This is a genomic window from Pantanalinema rosaneae CENA516, assembly GCF_050753385.1.
Taxonomy (GTDB): Bacteria; Cyanobacteriota; Cyanobacteriia; order Leptolyngbyales; family Leptolyngbyaceae; genus Pantanalinema; species Pantanalinema rosaneae.
This window is the reverse complement of record NZ_JBLZFZ010000006.1, coordinates 110,541-130,619: the sequence shown is the minus strand read 5'-3', so window position 1 is coordinate 130,619 and position 20,079 is coordinate 110,541. Positions and strand designations below refer to the sequence as shown.

The 20,079-nt window shown below is 49.5% G+C and carries 18 protein-coding genes; 7 read left to right on the top strand and 11 right to left on the bottom strand.

What is annotated here, in order from left to right:
* Positions 1–48: 48 nt before the first annotated feature.
* Genes nadE through ACN4EK_RS05135 form a run of 4 tightly spaced genes read right to left on the bottom strand, consistent with a single transcriptional unit; the run spans position 49 to position 4,892 of the window.
* On the bottom strand, positions 49–1,047 hold the full coding sequence (gene nadE, locus ACN4EK_RS05150; RefSeq protein ID WP_431656421.1) for an NAD(+) synthase: 999 nt from the start codon (positions 1,045–1,047) through the stop codon (positions 49–51).
* Entirely contained in the window at positions 1,044–3,029 is a 1,986-nt protein-coding gene (gene asnB / locus ACN4EK_RS05145) for an asparagine synthase (glutamine-hydrolyzing) (RefSeq protein WP_431656420.1), read from the bottom strand. Before asnB ends, nadE begins: the two co-directional genes overlap by 4 nt.
* A 38-nt stretch (positions 3,030–3,067) precedes the next feature.
* A complete protein-coding gene (locus tag ACN4EK_RS05140) occupies positions 3,068–4,597 on the bottom strand; it encodes a class I adenylate-forming enzyme family protein (protein WP_431656419.1) in 1,530 nt (509 codons plus the stop codon).
* Positions 4,598–4,640: 43 nt separating this feature from the next.
* Positions 4,641–4,892 (bottom strand): acyl carrier protein, encoded by a 252-nt coding sequence (locus ACN4EK_RS05135; RefSeq protein WP_431656418.1) that lies wholly within the window; start codon positions 4,890–4,892, stop codon positions 4,641–4,643.
* 680 nt (positions 4,893–5,572) lie between these two features.
* Here ACN4EK_RS05135 and ACN4EK_RS05130 point away from each other — a divergent pair.
* The 6 genes from ACN4EK_RS05130 (at position 5,573) to ACN4EK_RS05105 (ending at position 14,064) form a co-directional block, all read left to right on the top strand.
* Positions 5,573–8,314: a condensation domain-containing protein gene (locus ACN4EK_RS05130; RefSeq protein ID WP_431656417.1), complete on the top strand. Its 2,742-nt coding sequence runs from the start codon at positions 5,573–5,575 to the stop codon at positions 8,312–8,314.
* A gap of 71 nt (positions 8,315–8,385) precedes the next feature.
* Positions 8,386–9,396 carry a glycosyltransferase family 2 protein gene (locus ACN4EK_RS05125; protein ID WP_431656416.1) on the top strand — a complete coding sequence of 337 codons (1,011 nt, stop codon included), beginning with the start codon at positions 8,386–8,388 and terminating at the stop codon, positions 9,394–9,396.
* A gap of 238 nt (positions 9,397–9,634) precedes the next feature.
* Positions 9,635–12,163, top strand: a complete 2,529-nt coding sequence (locus ACN4EK_RS05120) for a condensation domain-containing protein (protein ID WP_431656415.1) — start codon at positions 9,635–9,637, stop codon at positions 12,161–12,163.
* 649 nt (positions 12,164–12,812) lie between these two features.
* Positions 12,813–13,148 carry a Mo-dependent nitrogenase C-terminal domain-containing protein gene (locus ACN4EK_RS05115; protein WP_431656414.1) on the top strand — a complete coding sequence of 112 codons (336 nt, stop codon included), beginning with the start codon at positions 12,813–12,815 and terminating at the stop codon, positions 13,146–13,148.
* 41 nt (positions 13,149–13,189) lie between these two features.
* Positions 13,190–13,423, top strand: a complete 234-nt coding sequence (locus ACN4EK_RS05110; RefSeq protein ID WP_431656413.1) for a hypothetical protein — start codon at positions 13,190–13,192, stop codon at positions 13,421–13,423.
* 101 nt (positions 13,424–13,524) lie between these two features.
* Positions 13,525–14,064, top strand: coding sequence for a phosphate-starvation-inducible PsiE family protein (locus ACN4EK_RS05105; RefSeq protein ID WP_431656412.1), 540 nt, complete (start codon positions 13,525–13,527; stop codon positions 14,062–14,064).
* A gap of 101 nt (positions 14,065–14,165) precedes the next feature.
* Here the strand turns inward: ACN4EK_RS05105 and ACN4EK_RS05100 are convergent, their stop codons facing one another.
* The 7 genes from ACN4EK_RS05100 to ACN4EK_RS05070 all read right to left on the bottom strand — a co-directional run bounded on the left by ACN4EK_RS05100 (position 14,166) and on the right by ACN4EK_RS05070 (position 18,812).
* Positions 14,166–14,423, bottom strand: a complete 258-nt coding sequence (locus ACN4EK_RS05100) for a type II toxin-antitoxin system RelE/ParE family toxin (RefSeq protein WP_431656411.1) — start codon at positions 14,421–14,423, stop codon at positions 14,166–14,168.
* A gap of 66 nt (positions 14,424–14,489) precedes the next feature.
* The gene (locus ACN4EK_RS05095) at positions 14,490–14,744 is read right to left on the bottom strand and encodes a ribbon-helix-helix domain-containing protein (RefSeq protein WP_431656410.1); all 255 of its coding nucleotides are present in this window, start codon (positions 14,742–14,744) and stop codon (positions 14,490–14,492) included.
* A gap of 37 nt (positions 14,745–14,781) precedes the next feature.
* Positions 14,782–16,434 carry an ABC1 kinase family protein gene (locus tag ACN4EK_RS05090; protein WP_431656409.1) on the bottom strand — a complete coding sequence of 551 codons (1,653 nt, stop codon included), beginning with the start codon at positions 16,432–16,434 and terminating at the stop codon, positions 14,782–14,784.
* Between the two features lies 1 nt (position 16,435).
* On the bottom strand, positions 16,436–17,335 hold the full coding sequence (locus tag ACN4EK_RS05085; protein ID WP_431656408.1) for a tetratricopeptide repeat protein: 900 nt from the start codon (positions 17,333–17,335) through the stop codon (positions 16,436–16,438).
* A 123-nt stretch (positions 17,336–17,458) separates the two neighbouring features.
* A complete protein-coding gene (dps, locus tag ACN4EK_RS05080; RefSeq protein ID WP_431656407.1) occupies positions 17,459–18,070 on the bottom strand; it encodes a DNA starvation/stationary phase protection protein Dps in 612 nt (203 codons plus the stop codon).
* A 119-nt stretch (positions 18,071–18,189) separates the two neighbouring features.
* A complete protein-coding gene (locus ACN4EK_RS05075; protein ID WP_431656406.1) occupies positions 18,190–18,498 on the bottom strand; it encodes a DUF3593 domain-containing protein in 309 nt (102 codons plus the stop codon).
* 17 nt (positions 18,499–18,515) lie between these two features.
* Complete coding sequence (locus ACN4EK_RS05070) at positions 18,516–18,812, bottom strand: DUF2499 domain-containing protein (protein ID WP_431656405.1); 297 nt, start codon at positions 18,810–18,812, stop codon at positions 18,516–18,518.
* 91 nt (positions 18,813–18,903) lie between these two features.
* Here ACN4EK_RS05070 and csaB point away from each other — a divergent pair, with 91 nt between their 5' ends.
* The gene (gene csaB, locus ACN4EK_RS05065) at positions 18,904–19,947 is read left to right on the top strand and encodes a polysaccharide pyruvyl transferase CsaB (RefSeq protein WP_431656404.1); all 1,044 of its coding nucleotides are present in this window, start codon (positions 18,904–18,906) and stop codon (positions 19,945–19,947) included.
* Positions 19,948–20,079 lie beyond the last annotated feature (132 nt).

Sequence of the window (20,079 nt, the reverse complement as noted above, 5' to 3'; positions counted from 1 at the left end):
TCGCTGACAGAACAGCTAAAAATAGAACTATCAGAACCAACCGCCGCTTCATGCGTCCAGCGAAATGGTATGCATCCGCAGATAAGCCGTGGTGCGTTGTTTGCGAATAATATCATTCACCACCCGTTCTACCTGAGCCACAGTCAGATCTAATCCCTGGGCAATGTCTTGATTCGATACCCCCTGCTCGTAACCGTACCAGATCGTATCCAGAATCTCGAAGGGCAACCGGAAGAAAAACTCTTCCTGGGTACTGCCACCGGGATAGGTATCTGAAGTCGGAGTCCGGCGTTGAATTTCCTCCGGGACACCGAGATGTCGAGCCAACTGATACACCTGAGTTTTGAACAAATGCCCGATCGGGCTAATGTCTGTCCCCCCATCCCCATGTTTGACAAAGAAGCCTAACAGATGTTCGTTTTTGTTGGGAGTGCCAATCACCGCGTAGTTGCGCAACTCGGCATGGTAATAGAGCATTGCCATCCGCGATCGTTGCTTGAAGTTAGAGGCAGCAACAATTTGGTAATACTCACTCGGCGGCAAGCGTTTGGTAAACGATTCCCCAGTTGGGCTGGTCACAGTCAGGTAAAAAATATTCAGGGTTTCTTGCTCCAGTAGATTACCGGGCAACGCAATCTTTGCCCCCCAACCTGCGCCAAAGTCAGGAAATAGGCGTTGAATCGCTTCATTCCGACGACGATAGCAACCAAAGCCTTCTAATGCGCCTGAAATGTCTTCTTTAATCACCGTTTGTAAGCCATAGTGATCGGCTAACAGTTGCGCCAGCATTTCACTGTCAGGACTGGATTCCCCCTCCGGCAACATGAGCGCTACTACCCGCTCTGCTCCAAAGGCTCGCACACACAACGCCAACACCACCGAAGAATCAATGCCGCCACTGATCCCCAGTACCACACCTTGACGATGTAGTGTTTGATGGACTCCTTGCCGCAACCCTTCCACTAAACGATTTGTTTCTTGCTCCACATCCAGGTCTAACGCATGGCGACCAAAGGTAGCAGACGACTCGATGACAACATGACTCATACAGTTACTTCCTCTTTGACAAATCCATTGATCACTTTGACGCGATCGTTCGCGGTTAAGGTCGATCGTCGCGCTTCAAACGTTTTGATAAATTGGTGATGGGTTAACTGGGCGGATAACACCCCGGCTACCGCCATATCGTCTACTTCACTCAGTTGTAAACCGCTCTGAACCTTACGCCGCAATTGCGCTACCGCTAAGGGATTGAATAATCCTGAGTCTTGCAAGGCGCTTTCAGACAGCAGTTCCATGACATAATCGGGAGTTTGACTATGGAAGAAACTGCGGTGAATTGGAGCGCGATAGGGACGCTTCCGCCGTTGCCAAATATCCGCCGGTAGCAACTTGCTAGCTAATTGCCGCAACAACCATTTTTCATTCAGTCCCTTCAACTTCAAATGACTGGGTAGCCGATTACAGAATTCCACCACACGGCAATCCAGGAAGGGAAATCGTCCTTCTACCGAGTTTGCCATTGCCACGCGATCGCCCTGGGAACAGAGCAGATACGGCGACAAAAAGGTGGTGATTTCCAGGTATTGGGCTTTGGCTAACGGCGACCACTGATGAAAGCGATCGGGAATTGGCACTGCACTTTCAGCGATTTCAGTTACAGATGACGCTGGTTGGTGTTGTAATAATCGCTGTAGACGCGCTCCATTCGACCACCGCAATAGGTGTGAATAGAATGGCAGATCGGTTTCCGTCAATTGTTTTTTGAAGAAGCTGGTCAGAAAGGCTTCGTTGTTACCCAGTCGCGAGATTTCAGGATACAGCCGTCGTAACAGCGAGGGTCGCCAGGTGGAATCCGGTTGTTTTGCCCAGAAGCGCCGAATCACCATCTCCTTAAAAATATCATAGCCACCCAAAAATTCATCAGCACCTTCTCCGGTAATCACCACTTTCAGGTGATGGTCATGCACTAATTTTGACAACAGAAACATCGGAGCCGGAGCCGTCCGCAACATGGGCGTTTCCGTATGCCAGATCACCTCCGGGAAAACCGTACCAATATCGGCATGGGTGCAATACACGACCTGATGATCGGTACCCAAAATTCCTGCCATCCGGCGTTGAAATTCGCTTTCATCAAAATCTGGATCGGAGAAGGCGATCGAAAAGGTATCGAGCGAATTTTGGGTATATTGCCGAATGATTGCCGTAGTCGTAGATGAGTCTAAACCACCACTAAGATAGGCTCCCACCGGCACATCAGCGCGTAACCGTACTAGTGTCGCATCAATCAACAACTGCTCAAATTCCTCCAGGTAATCCTGGGGAGAACGAGTTGAATGAGTGTCGGTGGTAAAGTCGAGTTCCCAGTACGGCTCGATCGTCAATTTACCTCGTTGGGCGATCAAATAATGTCCCGGTGGCAGGGTAAAAATATCTTTGAAAATGGTGTTGGGAATCTGAGGACTCCAAAAGGTAAACACCTGGGACAATGAGGTGGGATCAATCTCTGCTGAGACTGCCGGATTTGCCAGGATCGTCTTGACTTCCGAACCGAAGATCAACTGTCTATTCTGGACGGTATAGAACAACGGTCGGACTCCCAAACGATCGCGGGCCATGAATAACCGTTGATGGCGGGTATCCCAAATGGCGATCGCAAACTGCCCATTGAGGAAATTCAAACAATCGACTCCGTATTCCTCATACAGATGCAGAATTACCTCGGTATCACAGTTGGTTTTAAACCGATGTCCTCGTTGCTCTAAGTCAGGACGTAATTCTTGATAATTAAAAATTTCACCATTGAAGACAATCCACAGTGTGCCATCTTCATTACTAATCGGTTGCTGACCACCACTTAAGTCAATAATGCTGAGTCGCGCATTGCCCAGGTTGACCCACTCATCCCGATAGATGCCAAACTCATCCGGCCCCCGATGCCGAATCATGCCTAGCATTTGCCGCATCACCAATTCAGGTACAGGTTGCGGCTCATGTAAATTCAAAACACCAACAATGCCGCACATGGGCAACTCCTTGATAGTTATACCGATTTAGGCAGGTTTTATGACTGCAACTCCAACTTGTTAATCTTGCCGTTAGCACTCTTCGGTAACTCTGCCCGTAGCTCCACAAAACGCGGCACCATGAAGTCTTCTAGATGAGCGCGACAATGGCGTAATATATCCACCTCAGTTAACTCTGAACCTGGTTCCAGTACCACAAATGCCTTCACTGCCTGCCCTAGGCGATCGTCGGGCACTCCAATCACTGCCGCTTCCTGCACTCCGGCAAGGGTATAGAGGGCGTTCTCCACTTCCTTCGGTGGCACTTTTTCGCCGCGACTTTTGATCACATCATCTTTACGGGCGACGAAATAGAAGAAGCCAGCTTCATCGGTGCGGAACAAATCCCCGGTGTAGCACAATTGCTCACCTGGTAATGTTCCCGATCGAAACCGAGCCGCCGTTTTCTCTGGAGCATTCCAGTAGCCACGCATCACATGCCGACCCCGCACCACCAATTCACCTACCTGTCCGGCCTGTAACCGTTGTCCCGCGTCATCCTCTACCCAGGCTTCCGTCCCAGGAATCGGAATTCCCACGGAACCCGGACGATGATCTAATTGGTCGGGAGGTAAGTAGAGCGTTCGTTTCGTCTCTGTCAGACCATACATGGAAAACAGCGTCGTCCAGGGAAATTTGTCCCGGATGGCGGCAATATGGGAGGGGGGTAAGGCAGCGGCGGTATTGGTTAAATAGCGTAGGCTAGAAAGGTCATAGCCACTCAGATCCATCGTCAGCAACACTGTGAAGATGGTTGGAACGCCCGGAAATCCCGTCACTCGTTCCTCCTCTATTCGTTTGAGAATCACGGCGGGATAGGTAAACCCTTTTTCCAGTACGAGTGTGCCCCCAAACTTGAACACCATCAACAACTGGTATAGTCCGTAATCAAACGATAACGGCAATAAACCAATCACAATATCGGACTCGACATTGCCCAAATATTGAATGATCGAACTGGCGGCAAATACCACATTACTGTGATCCGACATCACGCCTTTCGGTTCTCCAGTGCTGCCAGAGGTATAAATCAGGCAAGCCAGATCCACATCAATGTTGACGTGGGCAGGACGAGTTTCGGCATAGTCAGCTTGGATGGCGTTATAGCTCAGAAAGCGATCGCGATCTTCCACCGCCATCGGCGAAGCCAACACCACCGTCTTTAACGATGGCACTGTTTCTATCAACTGCTGCACCAATTCCAGTTGCCGTCCACTCGTGATCAGAACACGGGCAGCACAATTGTTCAAAATGTAGGCACACTTGTCAGATTTCGTCGTGTGGTTAATCGGCACAAACACACCGCCCGCTTTCAGGACGGCAAAAATCCCGATCGCCAGTTCCACACTATTCGGTAAATACAAGGCAACGCGATCGCCCCGTTGTAATCCCTGACTCCGTAGGGCATTTGCCAAGCGATTCGCCTGGGCTTCAACATCGGCATAGGTCAACCGTTGCCCATCACACACTAGAGCCACCTGATCGGGTAAGCGATCGGCGCTATGTTCCAGAAATTGCTGTACTAACATAGGATGACTTCCTGTAGTTCGCCCAGGATCGCGAATAAGAAACTCAGGCGGCAACCTGTTGCTTACTTTGCACAAATGAAGTGAGTTGTTGAATCGAATCAAAATTATCGGGAACGATTTCGTGGTCGGCAACCTGAATGCCAAATTGCTGCTCTAAGAACAACACCAGTTCAATCACATTCATGGAGTCGATCACCCCATTTTCTAAAAATGAATCGGTGTCTTGATAGGGATATTGCTTGGTAAATAAAATCGTTTCGGCAATTTGTTTGCGTAAAATTTCGTCAACTTGCATTGGTTAAAGCTCCTGATAATTGTGGTGCGACGTTAATTTCATGCCTAGTTACGCTGAATGGAAGCTGAGGATGAGGCAAACACCTGGCTCCAAGACGTTTCATATCCCTCGATTAGTTAGCGTCATCTGCTAATCGGAGAGTAATGTCTGCTAAATACGTGCAAAAACCATTGTTGCCAGCCGCCTCAGTTCCAAGCTGGAACAACTTACCTAGTGAGGCAGCATGATCAACAGTGAATCCGCCCAACTATTGAAAACAATCAAGTCCTACTTACGCAACACACCTGTTTCAAGGCCCATCCAGAAACAGTCGCGATCGTAATCAGAGTTGGAACTATGAAACCGTGTTCAAGACACCCGAAATTGATTTTTCTACCCACCATTGTTTTCCAGGTTGCCATTTTTCGCAATCGTAAAATAAAACTTTCATCATAAATTGAAGTTTTGATTAAGCGATCGTGGCGGAAACCGTATTCTTACATACAGAAGCTACAGTGCCATATAACTCAGCTACCATCGATCAACCCTGAGCAGCCTGAGAAAATACTTAAACTCCAGGTGCATCAAGCTTTTAAGCCATTTTATTCAGCATACTGTCCGTCGGCGACCTAACAGCCACTTCTGTAATCCTGCCGTGATCTCCCGCCGATCGATCTTTAATATCGGAGCCTCTTTAAAATATGCCAGCTGATTTTAATCAAACCCTGACGGTTGCAACTCCCCCCACAGATCACCCCAGACAACAACTGTCCAATTTTTGGCAAATGGCGCGGAACAATGTGCGCTTGCTGCATCAGTCGCCTCCCATTCAGCTAGCCCCCCGCAACCTCCCCCTGCCCCTTTCCTTTAATCAAGAACGCCTCTGGAACCTGGAACGCCTCCAACCCAATACCTCCGTTCACAATCTGTTGCACTCCTTCCGTTTAGTCGGTTCCCTCCAGCGTCCAGCCCTTGAACATAGCTTGCAGGAAATTACCCAGCGTCATGAGGTGCTGCGTACCACCTTCCCTACCGTCAATGGACAGCCCATTCAACAGATTGCCTCCCACCTGCCCCTACCCCTCACCTCCCTTGATCTGCGTCAGCTTCCGCCCACCCAACAAGAACGGGAAATTCAACACCAGGCGATCGCCCTGGCTGAACAACCGTTTGATCTGATGCAAGGCCCATTGTGGCGCATCGTCCTCTTACAGTTGAGTGATACCGAGCATGTGCTTCTACGCACCATCCATCACATCATCTTTGATGGCTTGTCCCATAGTGTCTTTGTCCGGGAACTCGGGGCTCTTTATACGGCATTTACACAAGGGGAAACCTCACCCCTGCTCGATCTACCCGTACAGTACGCTGACGTTGCCTGGACACAACGCCAATGGTTCCGGGATGAGTTACTTGCCCTTCAGTTAGACTTCTGGCACCAACTATTCGCTGGCAAGGTTGAAGGGCTAGAGTTACCCATAGACACGCCGCGTCCTGCCACCCCCTCCTACCAGGGAGCCTATCAATCGCAGGTACTCTCGCCAGCGCTAACCACTGCACTGAAAACCCTGAGCGCCCAACATGGTGTGTCACTCTTCGTTACTCTATTTGCCGCGTTTAACACCCTCTTGCATCAATACACCGGACAGGAAGATTTGGTCATCTGTTCCCCGGTTTCCGGACGGCATCGGGCAGAAACTCGCGGCTTAATTGGCTACTTCAACAATGTGGTCGCGCTCCGGAATGATTTATCGCACAATCCCCAGTTCAGTGACCTGCTCGAACGCGTCAGTCATTGCTTCATGGCTGCGTCCCATTATCAGGATATGCCGTTGCAACTGGTAGCAGAACTGCCTAGCTTAGTTCGCGTCCCCCTGACTCGAGCCATGTTTGTGCTGCAAAATACGGCGGCTCCCTCGCTGGAATTAGCCGGGTTACAGGTTAGTTCGGTGTTTGTCGATCGCGAGATTGCCAACTTTGACTTATCCATGTCGATACACGATCGAGATGGGCAACTTACGGTGGTCTGGCAATATAAAACGGATCTGTTTCACGCAGAGCGAATCAACCAGATGATGGCACAATTCCATACCCTACTGGAAGGTGTTACAACCAATGCCAATCTCCCTCTTTCAGACTTACCAAGACTGCCCGAGTTACCCCAACCCACCCCCCGGTCATCTCAGGTAATTCAGCCAGAATTAGCCCTGGGCAGCACTCACTATGTCGCGCCTCGGAATGCCCCGGAGCAAAAAATGGTACAGATCTGGCAGCGGTTACTCGGTGTGCAACCGATCGGGGTAGAGGATAACTTTTTTGATTTGGGTGGTCATTCCCTGCTGGCTGTGCGGTTGTTTGCTGAGATTGAACTGGCATTTGGCAAACCGTTGCCTTTAAGTACATTATTAGCCGCCCCCACGATCGCCCAACTCGTTCACACATTAGAGGCTCCCCATCAGTCTTCACTCCGAAGCGGCATCTTAGAACTGCGGGCAGGGCAGGGTAAACAGGCATTATTTTTGTTGCCTGATGGGGATGGAGAAACGTTACTGTATCGCCACCTGGCAACCCGTTTAGATCCGGCGATCGCGGTCTACGGTGTTCAGCCCTATGCCTGCGATCGCCATCCAATTCTCCAGACCCGGATTGGCGACATGGTGAATTACTATATTGACCAGATTCGCCAGGTACAACCCCAGGGGCCCTATTTCTTAGGTGGTTCCTGTGCCGGTGGTGTTTTGGCATTTGAAATCGCGCGACAGTTACAAATCCAGGGACAGTGTATTGGCATGGTTGCCATCATTGATGGTGCAGATGTCGCCGCCGAGCAGCGCGCCGGATACATGTCTGAACAGCGGTTAACTAGTTTCCGGCAAGTTTTTCGCCAACCGGAGCATCTCCCCGTTCATCGGCGAGTCTTACTGATTGCCCATCAGATTAGTCAAAAAATCATCAATTTAATTAGTTATGAGGTAAAAAAACGGATCAAAAACTTCAGCGATCGCGCCAAACTCCAAGCCTTTAGATATTGCTTAGATCGCAAGCTGCCCATGCCTCAAATTCTGCACCACATTCCTGTGCGAACAATGATGGTTTGGGCACAGCAGGAGTATGTCCCAGACACCCAGTTTCACGGCGAGGTCTTACTCTTTCGCGCCACTGAAGCCACCGATCGCTTTGATGGCACATTAGTGGACGATACCCCTTATGTAGAACTCTACAGTGATCCATTACTGGGGTGGGACAAGCGAGTCAGAGGTAACGTGCAAGCCTATGACATTTCGGGTGGTCATTCCAGTATGCTCCAGCCCCCCTATGTTCAGGAGATGGCGGATGTAATGCAGTCTCACATCAATCAATTCCTGGCAGAGCAACCAACGTCATCACCCGGATTCCAAGTCCCCCAAGATTGGGAATTTAGGGGGCTAGACGGCTCCAGCTAAACCCCAAGGATTACCACCTACCCATTTCCTCCTTTCTGTGTTCAACCCTGCCTGACCCATTATTGTCAACCATGCTTGCTGCCACTCAAACCAACCATTCAGTCCCGTTACTGGTTGCGATCGTCAACTACCGCACCGCCGATTTAACTATTCAATGTCTGCGATCGCTTGTCCATGAAGTCGCCACCTTACCAGGAATGCAGGTGGTGGTGGTGGACAATGCTTCAGGAGATGGCTCGGCAGACAAAATTGCGGCGGCGATCGCGACGGCAGGCTGGGATTGGGCAACGCTGTTACCCTCGGAAATCAATGGGGGATTTGCCTATGGCAATAATGCGGCAATTCGACCAGCCCTGGAGTCTCCCAACCCTCCGCCTTATTTCATGTTGCTCAATCCCGACACGGAGGTACGCCCCCAGGCACTAAAAACCATGATCGACTTTCTGGACACCCATCCCGATGTGGGCATTGTTGGCAGTGGCATTGAAACAGTCGATGGTAGCCTGTGGCCAGTGACCTTTCGCTTTCCTTCAATCTTCAGTGAGTTGGATGGTGGACTCAGAATTGGTTTCGTCTCCCGCCTGTTATCACCCTGGGTAATTGCTCAAGAGATGACTGATGCTGCCCAACCTGTAGATTGGTTGCCGGGGGCTGGCATGATGATCCGGCGGCAAGTGTTTGAACAGGCCGGGTTGATGGATGAAGGGTACTTTCTCTACTACGAAGAAACCGATTTCTGCCTGCAAGCAAAACGGGCTGGCTGGACCTGCTGGTATCTCCCCCAAAGTCGGATTATGCATATTTCAGGACAAAGTACAGGGGTGACTGGCAATCATGGAGCACCAAAACGACAACCCAAATACTTGTTTGATTCCCGGCGGCATTACTTTGTCAAAAATCATGGTTGGCTATATGCCGTTCTCTGTGACATCGTTTGGGTGATTGGGTTTATGGTCTGGAGGTGTCGTCGAATGATCCAACGCAAACCGGACTTAGATCCGCCTTACATGCTCTGGGATTTTTGCCAGAACAGTATTCTGCTATCCCCAGTGATGAAATTCATGCCCGTGTGGAGTGATTAAAGTTTTGATTAAGCCATCACCTCAGCAACAGTATGCTAAACAACAAAGGCTATAGTGGTATATAGCGAAATAGTTATTATCAAGCTGCCAGAAATCCACGTTTAACCGCTCCAGATTCCAGTTCATTCAGCATTCCAACGATTTAACTGAAAATGCTCCTAACTGAAGTGATATTAGCATTTTCACAAATTTGCCGTGATTTCTAGCAGGCTCATCTGTTTTTGGAGATGCCCAAGCAATGCAAGCTGACTTTCGCCAAAGTAGTTCCCCTACCCCGATCGGTGTTTCTGACCCACCACCACCAACTCTGACCAACTTTTGGCGCATGGCTGGGAATAATTTGCGCTTACTGCACCAATCTCCCCCGATTCAACTCGCCCCCTGCGGACAACAATTACCTCTATCGTTTAATCAAGAGCGGTTATGGCATCTGGAGCGTCTGCAACCCCATAGCTCGGTGCATCATCTCCTGCATTCCTTTCGCTTAGTAGGCAACTTACAGGTAGCCGCATTAGAACGGAGCTTAGCAGAAATTGCCCGTCGTCATGCCGTGTTTCGGACTAGCTTTGCGGAGGTAGATGGGCAACCGATCCAACAGATTGCGGCAATAGTCGCCCTTCCCTTGATGGTGATTGACCTGCGCCATTTATCCCCTAGCGAACAAGAGCAAGAGGTACAACGGCAAGCGATCGCCCAAGTGGAACAACCCTTTGATCTAAACCATGCCCCTCTGTGGCGAGTAGCCCTGTTGCAACTAGCTGAGACAGAATATGTGCTACTACGCACCATACATCACATCATCTTTGATGGCATGTCTCATAGCGTGTTTGTGCGAGAATTGGGAGCACTGTATACAGCGTTTATGCAGGATGAGCCATCACCTTTATTGGAGTTACCCGTTCAGTATACTGATGTTGCCTGGACACAACGCCAATGGTTGCAAGGCGAGATGCTGACGCGACAACTAGACTATTGGCAACAGCATTTCCAGGGCAAGGTAACAGCGCTGGAGTTACCCATAGACAGCCCCCGCTCCACAGCGACTTCCTACCAGGGGGCATTTGTCTCACAAGAATTGTCAGCAGCGCTAACAGAGAAGTTGCAATCACTCAGTGCTGAGGCTGGAGTATCGTTATTTGTCACTTTAATGGCAGCGTTTAATATCCTGCTACATCAATACACGGGGCAAGCAGATTTAGTTGTTTGTTCGCCAGTGTCGGGACGGTATCGGGCAGAAACCCGGCGCTTAATCGGATATTTCAATAACGTGGTTGCCCTGCGTAACGATTTGTCGGGAAATCCCAGGTTGCGGGAGGTGATGGAACGAGTGGGGCAATGTTTCATGGAAGCCAGCCCCTATCAGGAAGTGCCGTTGCAATTGGTCGCCGAATTACCTAATCTAGTGCGAGTTCCCCTGACCCGCGCCATGTTTGTGTTGCAAAATACCGCTACGCCTATGCTGGAACTGGAAGGGTTGCACGTTAGTTCGGTGTTTGTCGATCGCGAGATTGCCAATTTTGATTTATCAATGTCGATCCATGAACGGCAGGGACAACTGACAGCGGTTTTGCAATATAAGACAGATTTGTTTCGATCGCAGACGATCGCTGACATGTTGGCGCAATATCTCCAGCTTTTAGACCGTCTCACCCTTAATCCAGACCAACGACTCTCCGATCTCCCGGTACTGAGAACAGCTACGCCTCATCCGACCTATCCCTCTGAGCCAAAACTATATGTTGCTCCCCGGAACTCGATCGAACAAGAGTTAGTCCGAATCTGGGAAAATACACTGAATGTTGCACCCATTAGCGTGACAGACAATTTCTTTGAGCTAGGTGGGCATTCTCTCTTAGCTGTGCAAGTGATTGCCGCGGCTGAACAAGTTTTGGAGCGATCGTGCCCAGCGACCAACCTGTTCCGGTATCCGACGATCGCCCAACTGGCGGAACAATTACAAAATGCAGCGATCGAGGCGTTACATCCTAGTCTGATTCCGATGCAAGTGGTCGAATCATCCCTACCCTTATTTTGTGTCCACGTTTTAGGGCCCAATCTGCAATTCTTTCGTCCGATGGCTCGTCATCTGGAGCAGCACACCCTGTACGGATTAACGACAGCCCTGTCGAATGGTGCCGAAGTTCCCCATCCCCAGGATATTCAAAAGCTGGCAACCTATTACATCCAGGTAATTAAAACCGTTCAGCCCGAAGGGCCTTACCATGTGTTGGGCGTTTCCTTTGGTGGGTTCATTGCCTATGAAATGGCTCAACAACTCGTTGCCCAGGGAGACACAGTTAAACTGCTGGGGCTACTCGATAGCTACTGCCCTGTGAAGTCTCGTTCCTATCGGGTGCAACGTTTCCAACGCCATCTCCACAATTTTCGCAAACAGGGCATTGGGTATCTGTATGAGCGGTTGCAACAAGTGGGAGAACGATTCAGCCATCTTTTAATTCCCTCCAGTCAGAAGCCCCAAGCCAACCATGCTGCCATTGAATTGGATGCAGCTAACCTCCAGGCTCGTGCCTTGATCAAGTCTGAGGACTATGAAGCCGTGAATCGGGATTACCGCTTTGTGCCTTATCCGGGAGAAATTACGTTATTCCGGGCTGAGGATGATCCAGATTGCAAACTCGATTGGCAAACTCTGGCAGGCGGCAGACTAACTATTTACGATGTGCCGGGGGATCATTTAGGCATATTGGCAGAACCACACGTACAAGTGCTGGCGCAGAAAATTTACGCTCACATTAGCGCCCCTTAGGCTGCTACGGTGTACACACCAATCGAGCCTGACTTCGTTTACATCTTTTTAGCCCCCTAAATCCCCCAATTCTGGGGGACTTTGAATACCGAGTTCCCCCCAGAATTGGGGGGCTAGGGGGGCAGAATGCAGGCTCTTGAGGTCGTTGAGAAGATGTGTGTACAAGGTAGCCCTTAAGCTGAGAAAGGTAGTGGGCTAGATAGGTTAGTAACATACATCTTTTTAGCCCCCTAAATCCCCCAATTCTGGGGGACTTTGAATACCGAGTTCCCCCCAGAATTGGGGGGCTAGGGGGGCAGAATGCAGGCTCTTGAGGTCGTTGAGAAGATGTGTGTACAAGGTAGCCCTTAAGCTGAGAAAGGTAGTGGGCTAGATAGGTTAGTAACATCCTAGGCAAAGTAGGCATTCCCCTGTCGAGTACGCTATCTAATCGATATGAAGACCCGTGAAATTGGCGATGTGGTGCAGTGTGGTACTTTGCCCATGACTACAGCACCTTTTTCGTTGATTAGGGCTACTGGACAATTAAGCAAGAACTATATCTAATAAATAAAATTTATATCAAATCCATATTTCTATTTGCAGGAATTATGATTAAGCTGTAGATATAGCTCAAGACCTAAATCATTTGGACTTCCGAGATATAGCTATGTCGAAGCTTGTATTAGATCGAATCCATCAAACTCATCTTCCTGCTCGCCACTTGAAGCAGAGATTTCTGTTCTCTTCGGATGGGTTATCTCCCATCCGCCAATGGCTAAACCAGATGGAAATTCACGATCGGGCAGTGGCTCATGCAATTTGCCGATTCATTCCGATGCAGTGTCCGTTTGAGCGGGAGATCCGTGTGTTTGGGCACACCCTTTTGTATATTCCGCCATTATGTAAGCTGAATCCATTCTACGAAGAGGTGGTTAGCTTGAGGTTTCGAGCGCTGTGCTACCTGGCAGATCAGTGCGGTGAAGATATCCGCTGCTATTGCTGATTGACGTTGTTGGAATTACGTTCAGTTAAGGGTAGACATCCATGCGCAAAGCCACCGACCAACTGGAAAGTCTCGATAAAGGCTGGTCAGTTCAAATTTACAGTCCTAACCGCCGACTGCTCTGTTCAATTTATCCCTCTCATGCTTGGGCATTCTCTGCCGGATTAGCATTGGGATTGATTCTAGCCTTGGTAAGTTTAAGCCATCAAACTCCCACACACTCGTCTAAAGCTTCTGTACCATCATCGATCGCAGCTCCGGTCAATTTAGATTAGTGCAAGACTGCTCACGATCGCTCGACTATACCGGGTTGGCATACAGCGGAGACACACTGCTTCTCCCTTCAAGACTTTCTCTACTACTAGCAGATGCTCCTATGAATACAGAACAACCGAATTCGCTGCCGTGGTATCGCTGGTTGAATAATAACTATGTGATTCGACTGTTAGAAACAGTACAAGATCTGATTGTCATTTGTCTCTGCATCGGTCTATTTAGCTTTATGGTGATGCAGTTGCGGGAGATGGTTCTGTCGTTACTCCCTCCCTTAGACTTTCCCACTGTCACCTCAGATATTTTATTTCTGCTAATTCTGGTGGAATTATTTCGCCTGCTGATTATCTACCTCAAAGAGCATCGAGTTTCAATTGGAGTAGCGGTTGAAGTTTCGATCGTATCTGTCTTAAGAGAAACCATTGTGCGGGGGATATTGGAAACACCCTGGGTTCAGGTGCTAGTGATGTGTTTGTTTCTGTTGGTATTGGGGGCACTGCTGGTAATTCGGGTCTGGCTACCTCCCACCTTTGATGGGATCGATCCTGAACAGTATGTTTCAGAACGACATCGATCGCGGATGACACCCCGAACCCGAATCAATCAATATTCAACGCCGGATCACCTCCCAAATCAGCATTGATTAGCTACTTTGCCGCGGCGAACAGCCATTTTATTGATTTCGATCGCTCGACACTTGCGCTTCAACCCCACGAGGTGAAAATCATAGGCAGCACTCGCAACCTACACCTCACCTTCCAGAATGCTGCTGACGTTTTGGGTTGCATACAGAATGCGTATAACTTCGATTGCATCATCGCGTTCAAAGTAAAAAATCAGGTATTTCCTGAACCCCTTCACTGCCCACTTCCGTAATTCCTGCAAGCGAGAATTATTGCCGGAATAAGGACTGCCAATTCCTGGCATTTTGGCAAGTTGGGCAATTGTCGATCGGGTTGAATCAAAAAACCGCAATGCTACTTCGAGGTTATTTGCAGCCATATAGGCAAAATGATCATCTAAATCCTGGCTTGCCTTCGGCCTTCGGTCTGATGATGATTCGCTTGGTCATGCGTCCGGCTGGTGAAATCGCTCAACCAGTTGGGTACGCTTTTGCTCCCACCAATCTTCCATTGATTCAACTGGCTCTCCACTTGCCAGACCTTCTAACAACAGAGATTCAATGTGCTCTTGTTGAGCCATGCGCTCCTGCTCGCGCAGAATTAAATGATAGACATACTCATTGGCTGAACTAAAGCCTGCGGCGATCGCCTGTTCCTCTACAAACGTTTGAACCTGGTTTGGAAGGAAGATACTTAGCATGGGCTATCAACCTCAAGACAGCGGATTTTCTTCTAATTTACCGCAAGCGTCCAGAGCGCAGAATGGATATGACTAACCAGAGTCCTAATAGACTGGCGGCGGCGAATAGCACATAACTAATCCAGTAGATTTGGGTAGCTTGGGGTCTGGAGGTAATAATCGCCGCGCCAATAATCAGCGAACCGACCACGACACTATAGGACAGACGGTTGGCAGATGAGTCTACAGTGCGGCGCAAGGCATCCAGATCCCGCAAACTGATATTCCAACGCAGGGTTTCCGAGGTGACGCGATCGAGTAACATTTCCACCTGACGTGGCGATTGCAGACCCAGACTCTTTAAATCTAGAACCGTTCGTAACAAGGCTTGTAGTGGTGCTTCACCGACTAATTGCCGCTGAAACAGATCGGTCATTAGGGGTTTAATTTGATCTGGCAAACTGAACTCGGGATCGAGCTTACGAGCTACTCCTTCTAGATTCGCAAGCGTTTTAGCATACAGTCCCATATTGCCGGGAACTCGCAGTTTATTGGCGCGGGCACCCTGCAACACCTCATAAAATAATTGGCTGAAATTAATTTGCGACAGACTAAGGCTGTAGTAGCGACGGAGTAAGCGATCGTACTCACTTTCTAATCGTGCCAGATTCACAGGCTCGATCGGTTCTGCCAGTTGCAGCGTCAGTTGAGTACAGCGTTGGGAGTCGAGATTAACGATCGCCAGTAACATCTCAGTTAATATTTGTTGGGTGCGCGGATCTAACCGTCCCACCATGCCACAATCCAGCAATGCTACCCGCCCATCCTCCAGATAAAACAAATTACCGGGATGGGGATCGGCATGGAAAAAGCCATCAATATAAATCTGCTGAAAGAAGACTCGGATTAACAAACTGGCGATCGCTTGAGATTCTGCTGGAGCGTCACCGTTATATCCCACACCCCGAAAATCGGCTTGCAGTAATGGCACACCATTCAACCATTCCATCACTAATAACCGTTCGGTGGTGACTTCCCAATAGATTTCTGGCACCACTAATTGAGCCGGATCAAACCAGCGACTGGCAGACAAATTCCGCCGTAATTGATCGGTGGCTTGAGCTTCGTGAGCAAAGTTTAATTCTCCTCGTAACGCCGTAGCAAACTCATTCGCCAGCATTTTCAGGTCATAATACCGCCCAAAGTTGGTCAGCGAGACGATTTCTGCCAGACTCCGAATTAAGGCAATATCTTGTTCGATCGTCGCTGCGATATCCGGACGCTGAATTTTTAGGGCAGCCTCACGCCCATCGATTAACGTAGCTCGGTGAGTTTGGGCGATCGAGCCTGCGGCGACAGGTTGGGGATTAATGGTCTGAAAGACTTCTTCTAACGGGCGGCGAATTTCCTGCCGAATCACCGCTTCTACCGCCTCCCAGGAAACCGGGGGCACTTCCGCCTGCAATGCGGTTAACTCAGCGATATATTCCGGCGGCAACAAATCAGGGCGGGTACTGAGCAGTTGTCCCAACTTGACATAGACCGGTCCCAACTCAATTAAGATGTTGCGTAGAACGGCAGGCGTTGGCAGTTGGGGTTCTTCGGCGCGGGTGCCCGTCAGGAGTCGCCGCATATAGCCCCAGCCATTGCGGAGTACAACTTCGGCAATTTCGCGTTGGCGGGAACTGGTTTGGGCGAGGCGTGAAAACATTTTAGTAGAGCAGCATAGTTAGTTTCTTACGGTAGTCTTTAGTGAGGGAATGATCATCACCCAAGCGATCGAAAATTGCCAGCACTGCTTTGCGTGCCCCATCATTCCGGTAGCGGCGATCCTGCCCCACAATGCCTAACAGCAACTCCAGAGCTGGTTGATACTGTTCCTCTAGCACCAGGGTTGCGGCTTGCTGAAAGTCCCGATCGCAGGGATGCTCTCCTATAGGCTCCTGGACTAATCGCTGGAAAACCAGAATGGATTGCAGTTGTTTGACCGCCGCTCCATACACTTTGTCATATTCGGAAACTTGTTTTAATAAGGCTTCAGCCTGGTCAAACTGCTGGTCATCCAGATAAAAACTGGCGGCTTCTAGTTTCAGTTGCGGCTGGTCAGGATATTGATCAAGTAAGGTTTGTAGCTGCGATCGAGCGGCGGCTAAATCCCCCGTTGCCGCAACCTGGTAAACCGCTTCTAGCCCCAATTCCACTCCAGACTTGAGATGCAGTTGGGTCAACAGGTGCCGAATTTGCGGTTCTGCCACCATGCCCACAAAGCCATCCTGTACCTGACCGTCAATCACAATCTTGACATCCGGTACACCCTGAACTCCGTAGGTTTGCGCTAACTCCGGTTCTTGATCAATATCCACCTTTGCCAGGACAAAATCATACTCCTGCACAAGCTTTTCCAACACAGGTTTCAGCATTTGGCAGGGGCCACACCACTGAGCAAAAAAGTCCACCAATACGGGTTTAGTATGGGACTGCTCCAGCACAGCCGTGGCAAATGTACGTTGATTCACCGCGATCGAAGAACCCATGAGCAACACACTATCAACATTAAATCGATCGAACAGGCAAGCTGATTTACCCAGGCAAATTGCGATCGGGTTGGGCAACCTGCCCTCAGCCTTTGTATCATATCTGTCGGTGCGATCGGAGTATCGTAGCCACAGGTTTGGCAGACAAATGAGTGAAGCCAGATATATTGAGTGACCAAACCTGCCCGCAGCCAACCCGCTTTACTTCTTCGATTTCTTCGTGGCGGTCTTTGCAGTCGTGGTCTTCGTAGCCGTTTTCGCCGCCGTCTTCGCGGTAGGCTTGCCATTGCCATTGATCGTCGGCATTTGATTCGCTTGCAAATGCGCTTCCAGGAACCACAACCGCATATCAACTGCGCGAGAGATTTCTGTGTATAGATCGGCGGTATCAGCATCCCCCAATTCATCGGTTTGGGCAATGCCATCGCGCAATAGCTTGGCATAAATGGCAAAGCGATCGGCCAGTGCCTCAATATGGTCTTTACCGTCCAAAATCTCCACAGGGTACTCAGGCAAAGGAGAAACAGCCACGGCCATCCGAATCGTGCCCAGCGCTACACCACCTAACGCCGTCACCCGCTCCGCTAACAGATCAATGAATCCTTCCAGTTCTCCAGCCATTTGATCAAATAATTCATGGAGTTGGTAAAAGTCCATGCCTTTGACATTCCAGTGCGCCTGTTTGGTCTGGGACTTTAGATCAGTAGTCACGGCGACCGCTTGATTCAGTGAATCAATCACTTGAGTCCGAATATCAGCCGACAAATCAATGCGGGTCGGATGCAGAATTGTGGAACGGTTTGTGCTGCTCATGCTGCAAATTCTCCTGGGACTATATGTTAACCAGTGTAAAAAGAAATCTCAGAAAAGCAGCTTTTCAAGGAGAGTTTTTGGTCGAATTCGTCCTTTAGAGAGATTTTTCTTTGACTAATCTACTCCTGCGGCGATCGCGAAGCTTGGCGTTTTTCCAACACAGCTTGCCGAAACCCTAACACCACTAAGATATTTGACAGGGTTAAAAATACCTCTGCACTACCATGCAACCAATCAACGTTGGCTAAATCCTGCCCATAGGCAACCTTGGCATAAATCCCTGCCGGAATCGTGACGGCCACAAATACCAGGGTCATATAAAAGCCAATTAACGCCAGTCGGGGAACTTGGCGCGATCGGGTGATCAGCCAGAGAAAGCCCAGATAGGGAAACAGAGAAGCGGCGAACAACGTTTCTTTGGATGGCATAAATTTAATATCCTGATCTATTTCGCGGCCTGCCGCCAAATCCACCAACCCGCCAAACATAGGGTAACGTTACCCACTAAGGTCATCGTGGCTTGAGTGGTGACTAACCAGCGCAACGAATCCGCATTATCAAAAAAGTGCCAGGTACAGGCACACATCGCACTGACTAAGGCAGGCAACATCGCCAGTGCTAACCCCCACCAGACGCGATTCTGGGTGAGTTCTCCATAAATCCAAATTAACCAGATGGCAGCGACCCACTCAAGCACACTGGACACATGAATGATCCAGGTGGGAATAGACAGTGCATTCATAACCGATCGACTACTGCAAGCGAAAAGCTATCCGTTATTGTAAGGGGTACTGGATTCACGACATGGGATAAACAGGAAGGATATGGGGCAGATGCGGGCAGTGTTATGTGGTTATTACGGTAAAGGGAATGGGGGGGATGAAGCCTTACTGGCATCGTTGTTGCAAATGTTACCAACGCAGGTAGAACCCCTCGTGCTATCTGGCGCTCCCGTTCAAACCCGCAATCGTTACAATGTCGAGGCGATCGATCGCAATAATCCCCAACGGATCGTCCAGGCGTTGCGGCGATCGCAGGCATTTATCTGGGGGGGCGGTAGCTTAATTCAGGATGCCACCAGCACCTTAAGTCCCCTGTATTACATCGGACTGATGCAACTCGCCCAACGCTTCGGTTTAACCACGATCGCCTGGGCACAGGGAATTGGGCCGTTAAAGCGATCAAGTAACCGCTGGTTATCCCGTCGGACTTTCTCTAGTTGTGCGGCTGTGAGCGTTCGGGATGCCGGTTCCGCCGCGTTGTTATCCGACTGGCAAATTCCGTTTACCCTGGCACCCGATCCGGTGTGGGCACTGGAGTCTTCACCCGTAGAGGGTCTCTGGGACTTACCCGCTCCGCGAGTTGCCGTAAATCTCCGAACTCACCCGTTATTGACTTCCGAACGGTTAGAAAACCTGACCCAAGCCTTGATCGCCTTCCAGAAAGCCACCCAGGTTTGCCTCTTGTTAGTCCCATTCCAGGCAAGTCAGGATCTGGCGATCGCCCAAGCCATTCAACCCCGTTTACCCGGTGTCAGCCGCATTTTTAGCTTAGAGAATCCCCAACAATTGAAAGGATTATTTCGAGGGGTTGAAATGACGATCGCCATGCGCTTTCATGGCTTAATTATGGCGGCAGCCCAGGAGTGTCGCTGCTTCGCCCTCAGTTACGATCCAAAAGTCAGTCAACTGATGGCACAACTGGCGATCCCCGGTTGGGAATTAGCCCAGATCCCCAATGATCCCAATCAAATTTGTCAGGTTTGGCTAGAACATTATGCCAACGGCGTAGGATTATCAGCAGACCAAATTCAATTTCAGATCGATCGAGCCTTGATTCATCAAGAGATGCTACACAAAGCACTTTTAGGACTGTAAAGCACTGGAGTTTTGTATATTTACCCTAACAAACTGTTTGCAATCAAGTTTTTATGGTAGTAAGTTGTTGATTTTAATACTGAGATGCACTGGCAGATCAGGTTTCGCTGAATTTCACAAATTATTATTTAG

Bases quoted from the DNA above. Each gene is read 5' to 3' on its own strand.
- nadE (WP_431656421.1), bottom strand. From the start codon at position 1,047: ATGAGTCATGTTGTCATCGAGTCGTCTGCTACCTTTGGTCGCCATGCG.
- asnB (WP_431656420.1), bottom strand. From the start codon at position 3,029: ATGTGCGGCATTGTTGGTGTTTTGAATTTACATGAGCCGCAACCTGTA.
- ACN4EK_RS05140 (WP_431656419.1), bottom strand. From the start codon at position 4,597: ATGTTAGTACAGCAATTTCTGGAACATAGCGCCGATCGCTTACCCGAT.
- ACN4EK_RS05135 (WP_431656418.1), bottom strand. From the start codon at position 4,892: ATGCAAGTTGACGAAATTTTACGCAAACAAATTGCCGAAACGATTTTA.
- ACN4EK_RS05130 (WP_431656417.1), top strand. From the start codon at position 5,573: ATGCCAGCTGATTTTAATCAAACCCTGACGGTTGCAACTCCCCCCACA.
- ACN4EK_RS05125 (WP_431656416.1), top strand. From the start codon at position 8,386: ATGCTTGCTGCCACTCAAACCAACCATTCAGTCCCGTTACTGGTTGCG.
- ACN4EK_RS05120 (WP_431656415.1), top strand. From the start codon at position 9,635: ATGCAAGCTGACTTTCGCCAAAGTAGTTCCCCTACCCCGATCGGTGTT.
- ACN4EK_RS05115 (WP_431656414.1), top strand. From the start codon at position 12,813: ATGTCGAAGCTTGTATTAGATCGAATCCATCAAACTCATCTTCCTGCT.
- ACN4EK_RS05110 (WP_431656413.1), top strand. From the start codon at position 13,190: ATGCGCAAAGCCACCGACCAACTGGAAAGTCTCGATAAAGGCTGGTCA.
- ACN4EK_RS05105 (WP_431656412.1), top strand. From the start codon at position 13,525: ATGAATACAGAACAACCGAATTCGCTGCCGTGGTATCGCTGGTTGAAT.
- ACN4EK_RS05100 (WP_431656411.1), bottom strand. From the start codon at position 14,423: ATGGCTGCAAATAACCTCGAAGTAGCATTGCGGTTTTTTGATTCAACC.
- ACN4EK_RS05095 (WP_431656410.1), bottom strand. From the start codon at position 14,744: ATGCTAAGTATCTTCCTTCCAAACCAGGTTCAAACGTTTGTAGAGGAA.
- ACN4EK_RS05090 (WP_431656409.1), bottom strand. From the start codon at position 16,434: ATGTTTTCACGCCTCGCCCAAACCAGTTCCCGCCAACGCGAAATTGCC.
- dps (WP_431656407.1), bottom strand. From the start codon at position 18,070: ATGAGCAGCACAAACCGTTCCACAATTCTGCATCCGACCCGCATTGAT.
- ACN4EK_RS05075 (WP_431656406.1), bottom strand. From the start codon at position 18,498: ATGCCATCCAAAGAAACGTTGTTCGCCGCTTCTCTGTTTCCCTATCTG.
- ACN4EK_RS05070 (WP_431656405.1), bottom strand. From the start codon at position 18,812: ATGAATGCACTGTCTATTCCCACCTGGATCATTCATGTGTCCAGTGTG.
- csaB (WP_431656404.1), top strand. From the start codon at position 18,904: ATGCGGGCAGTGTTATGTGGTTATTACGGTAAAGGGAATGGGGGGGAT.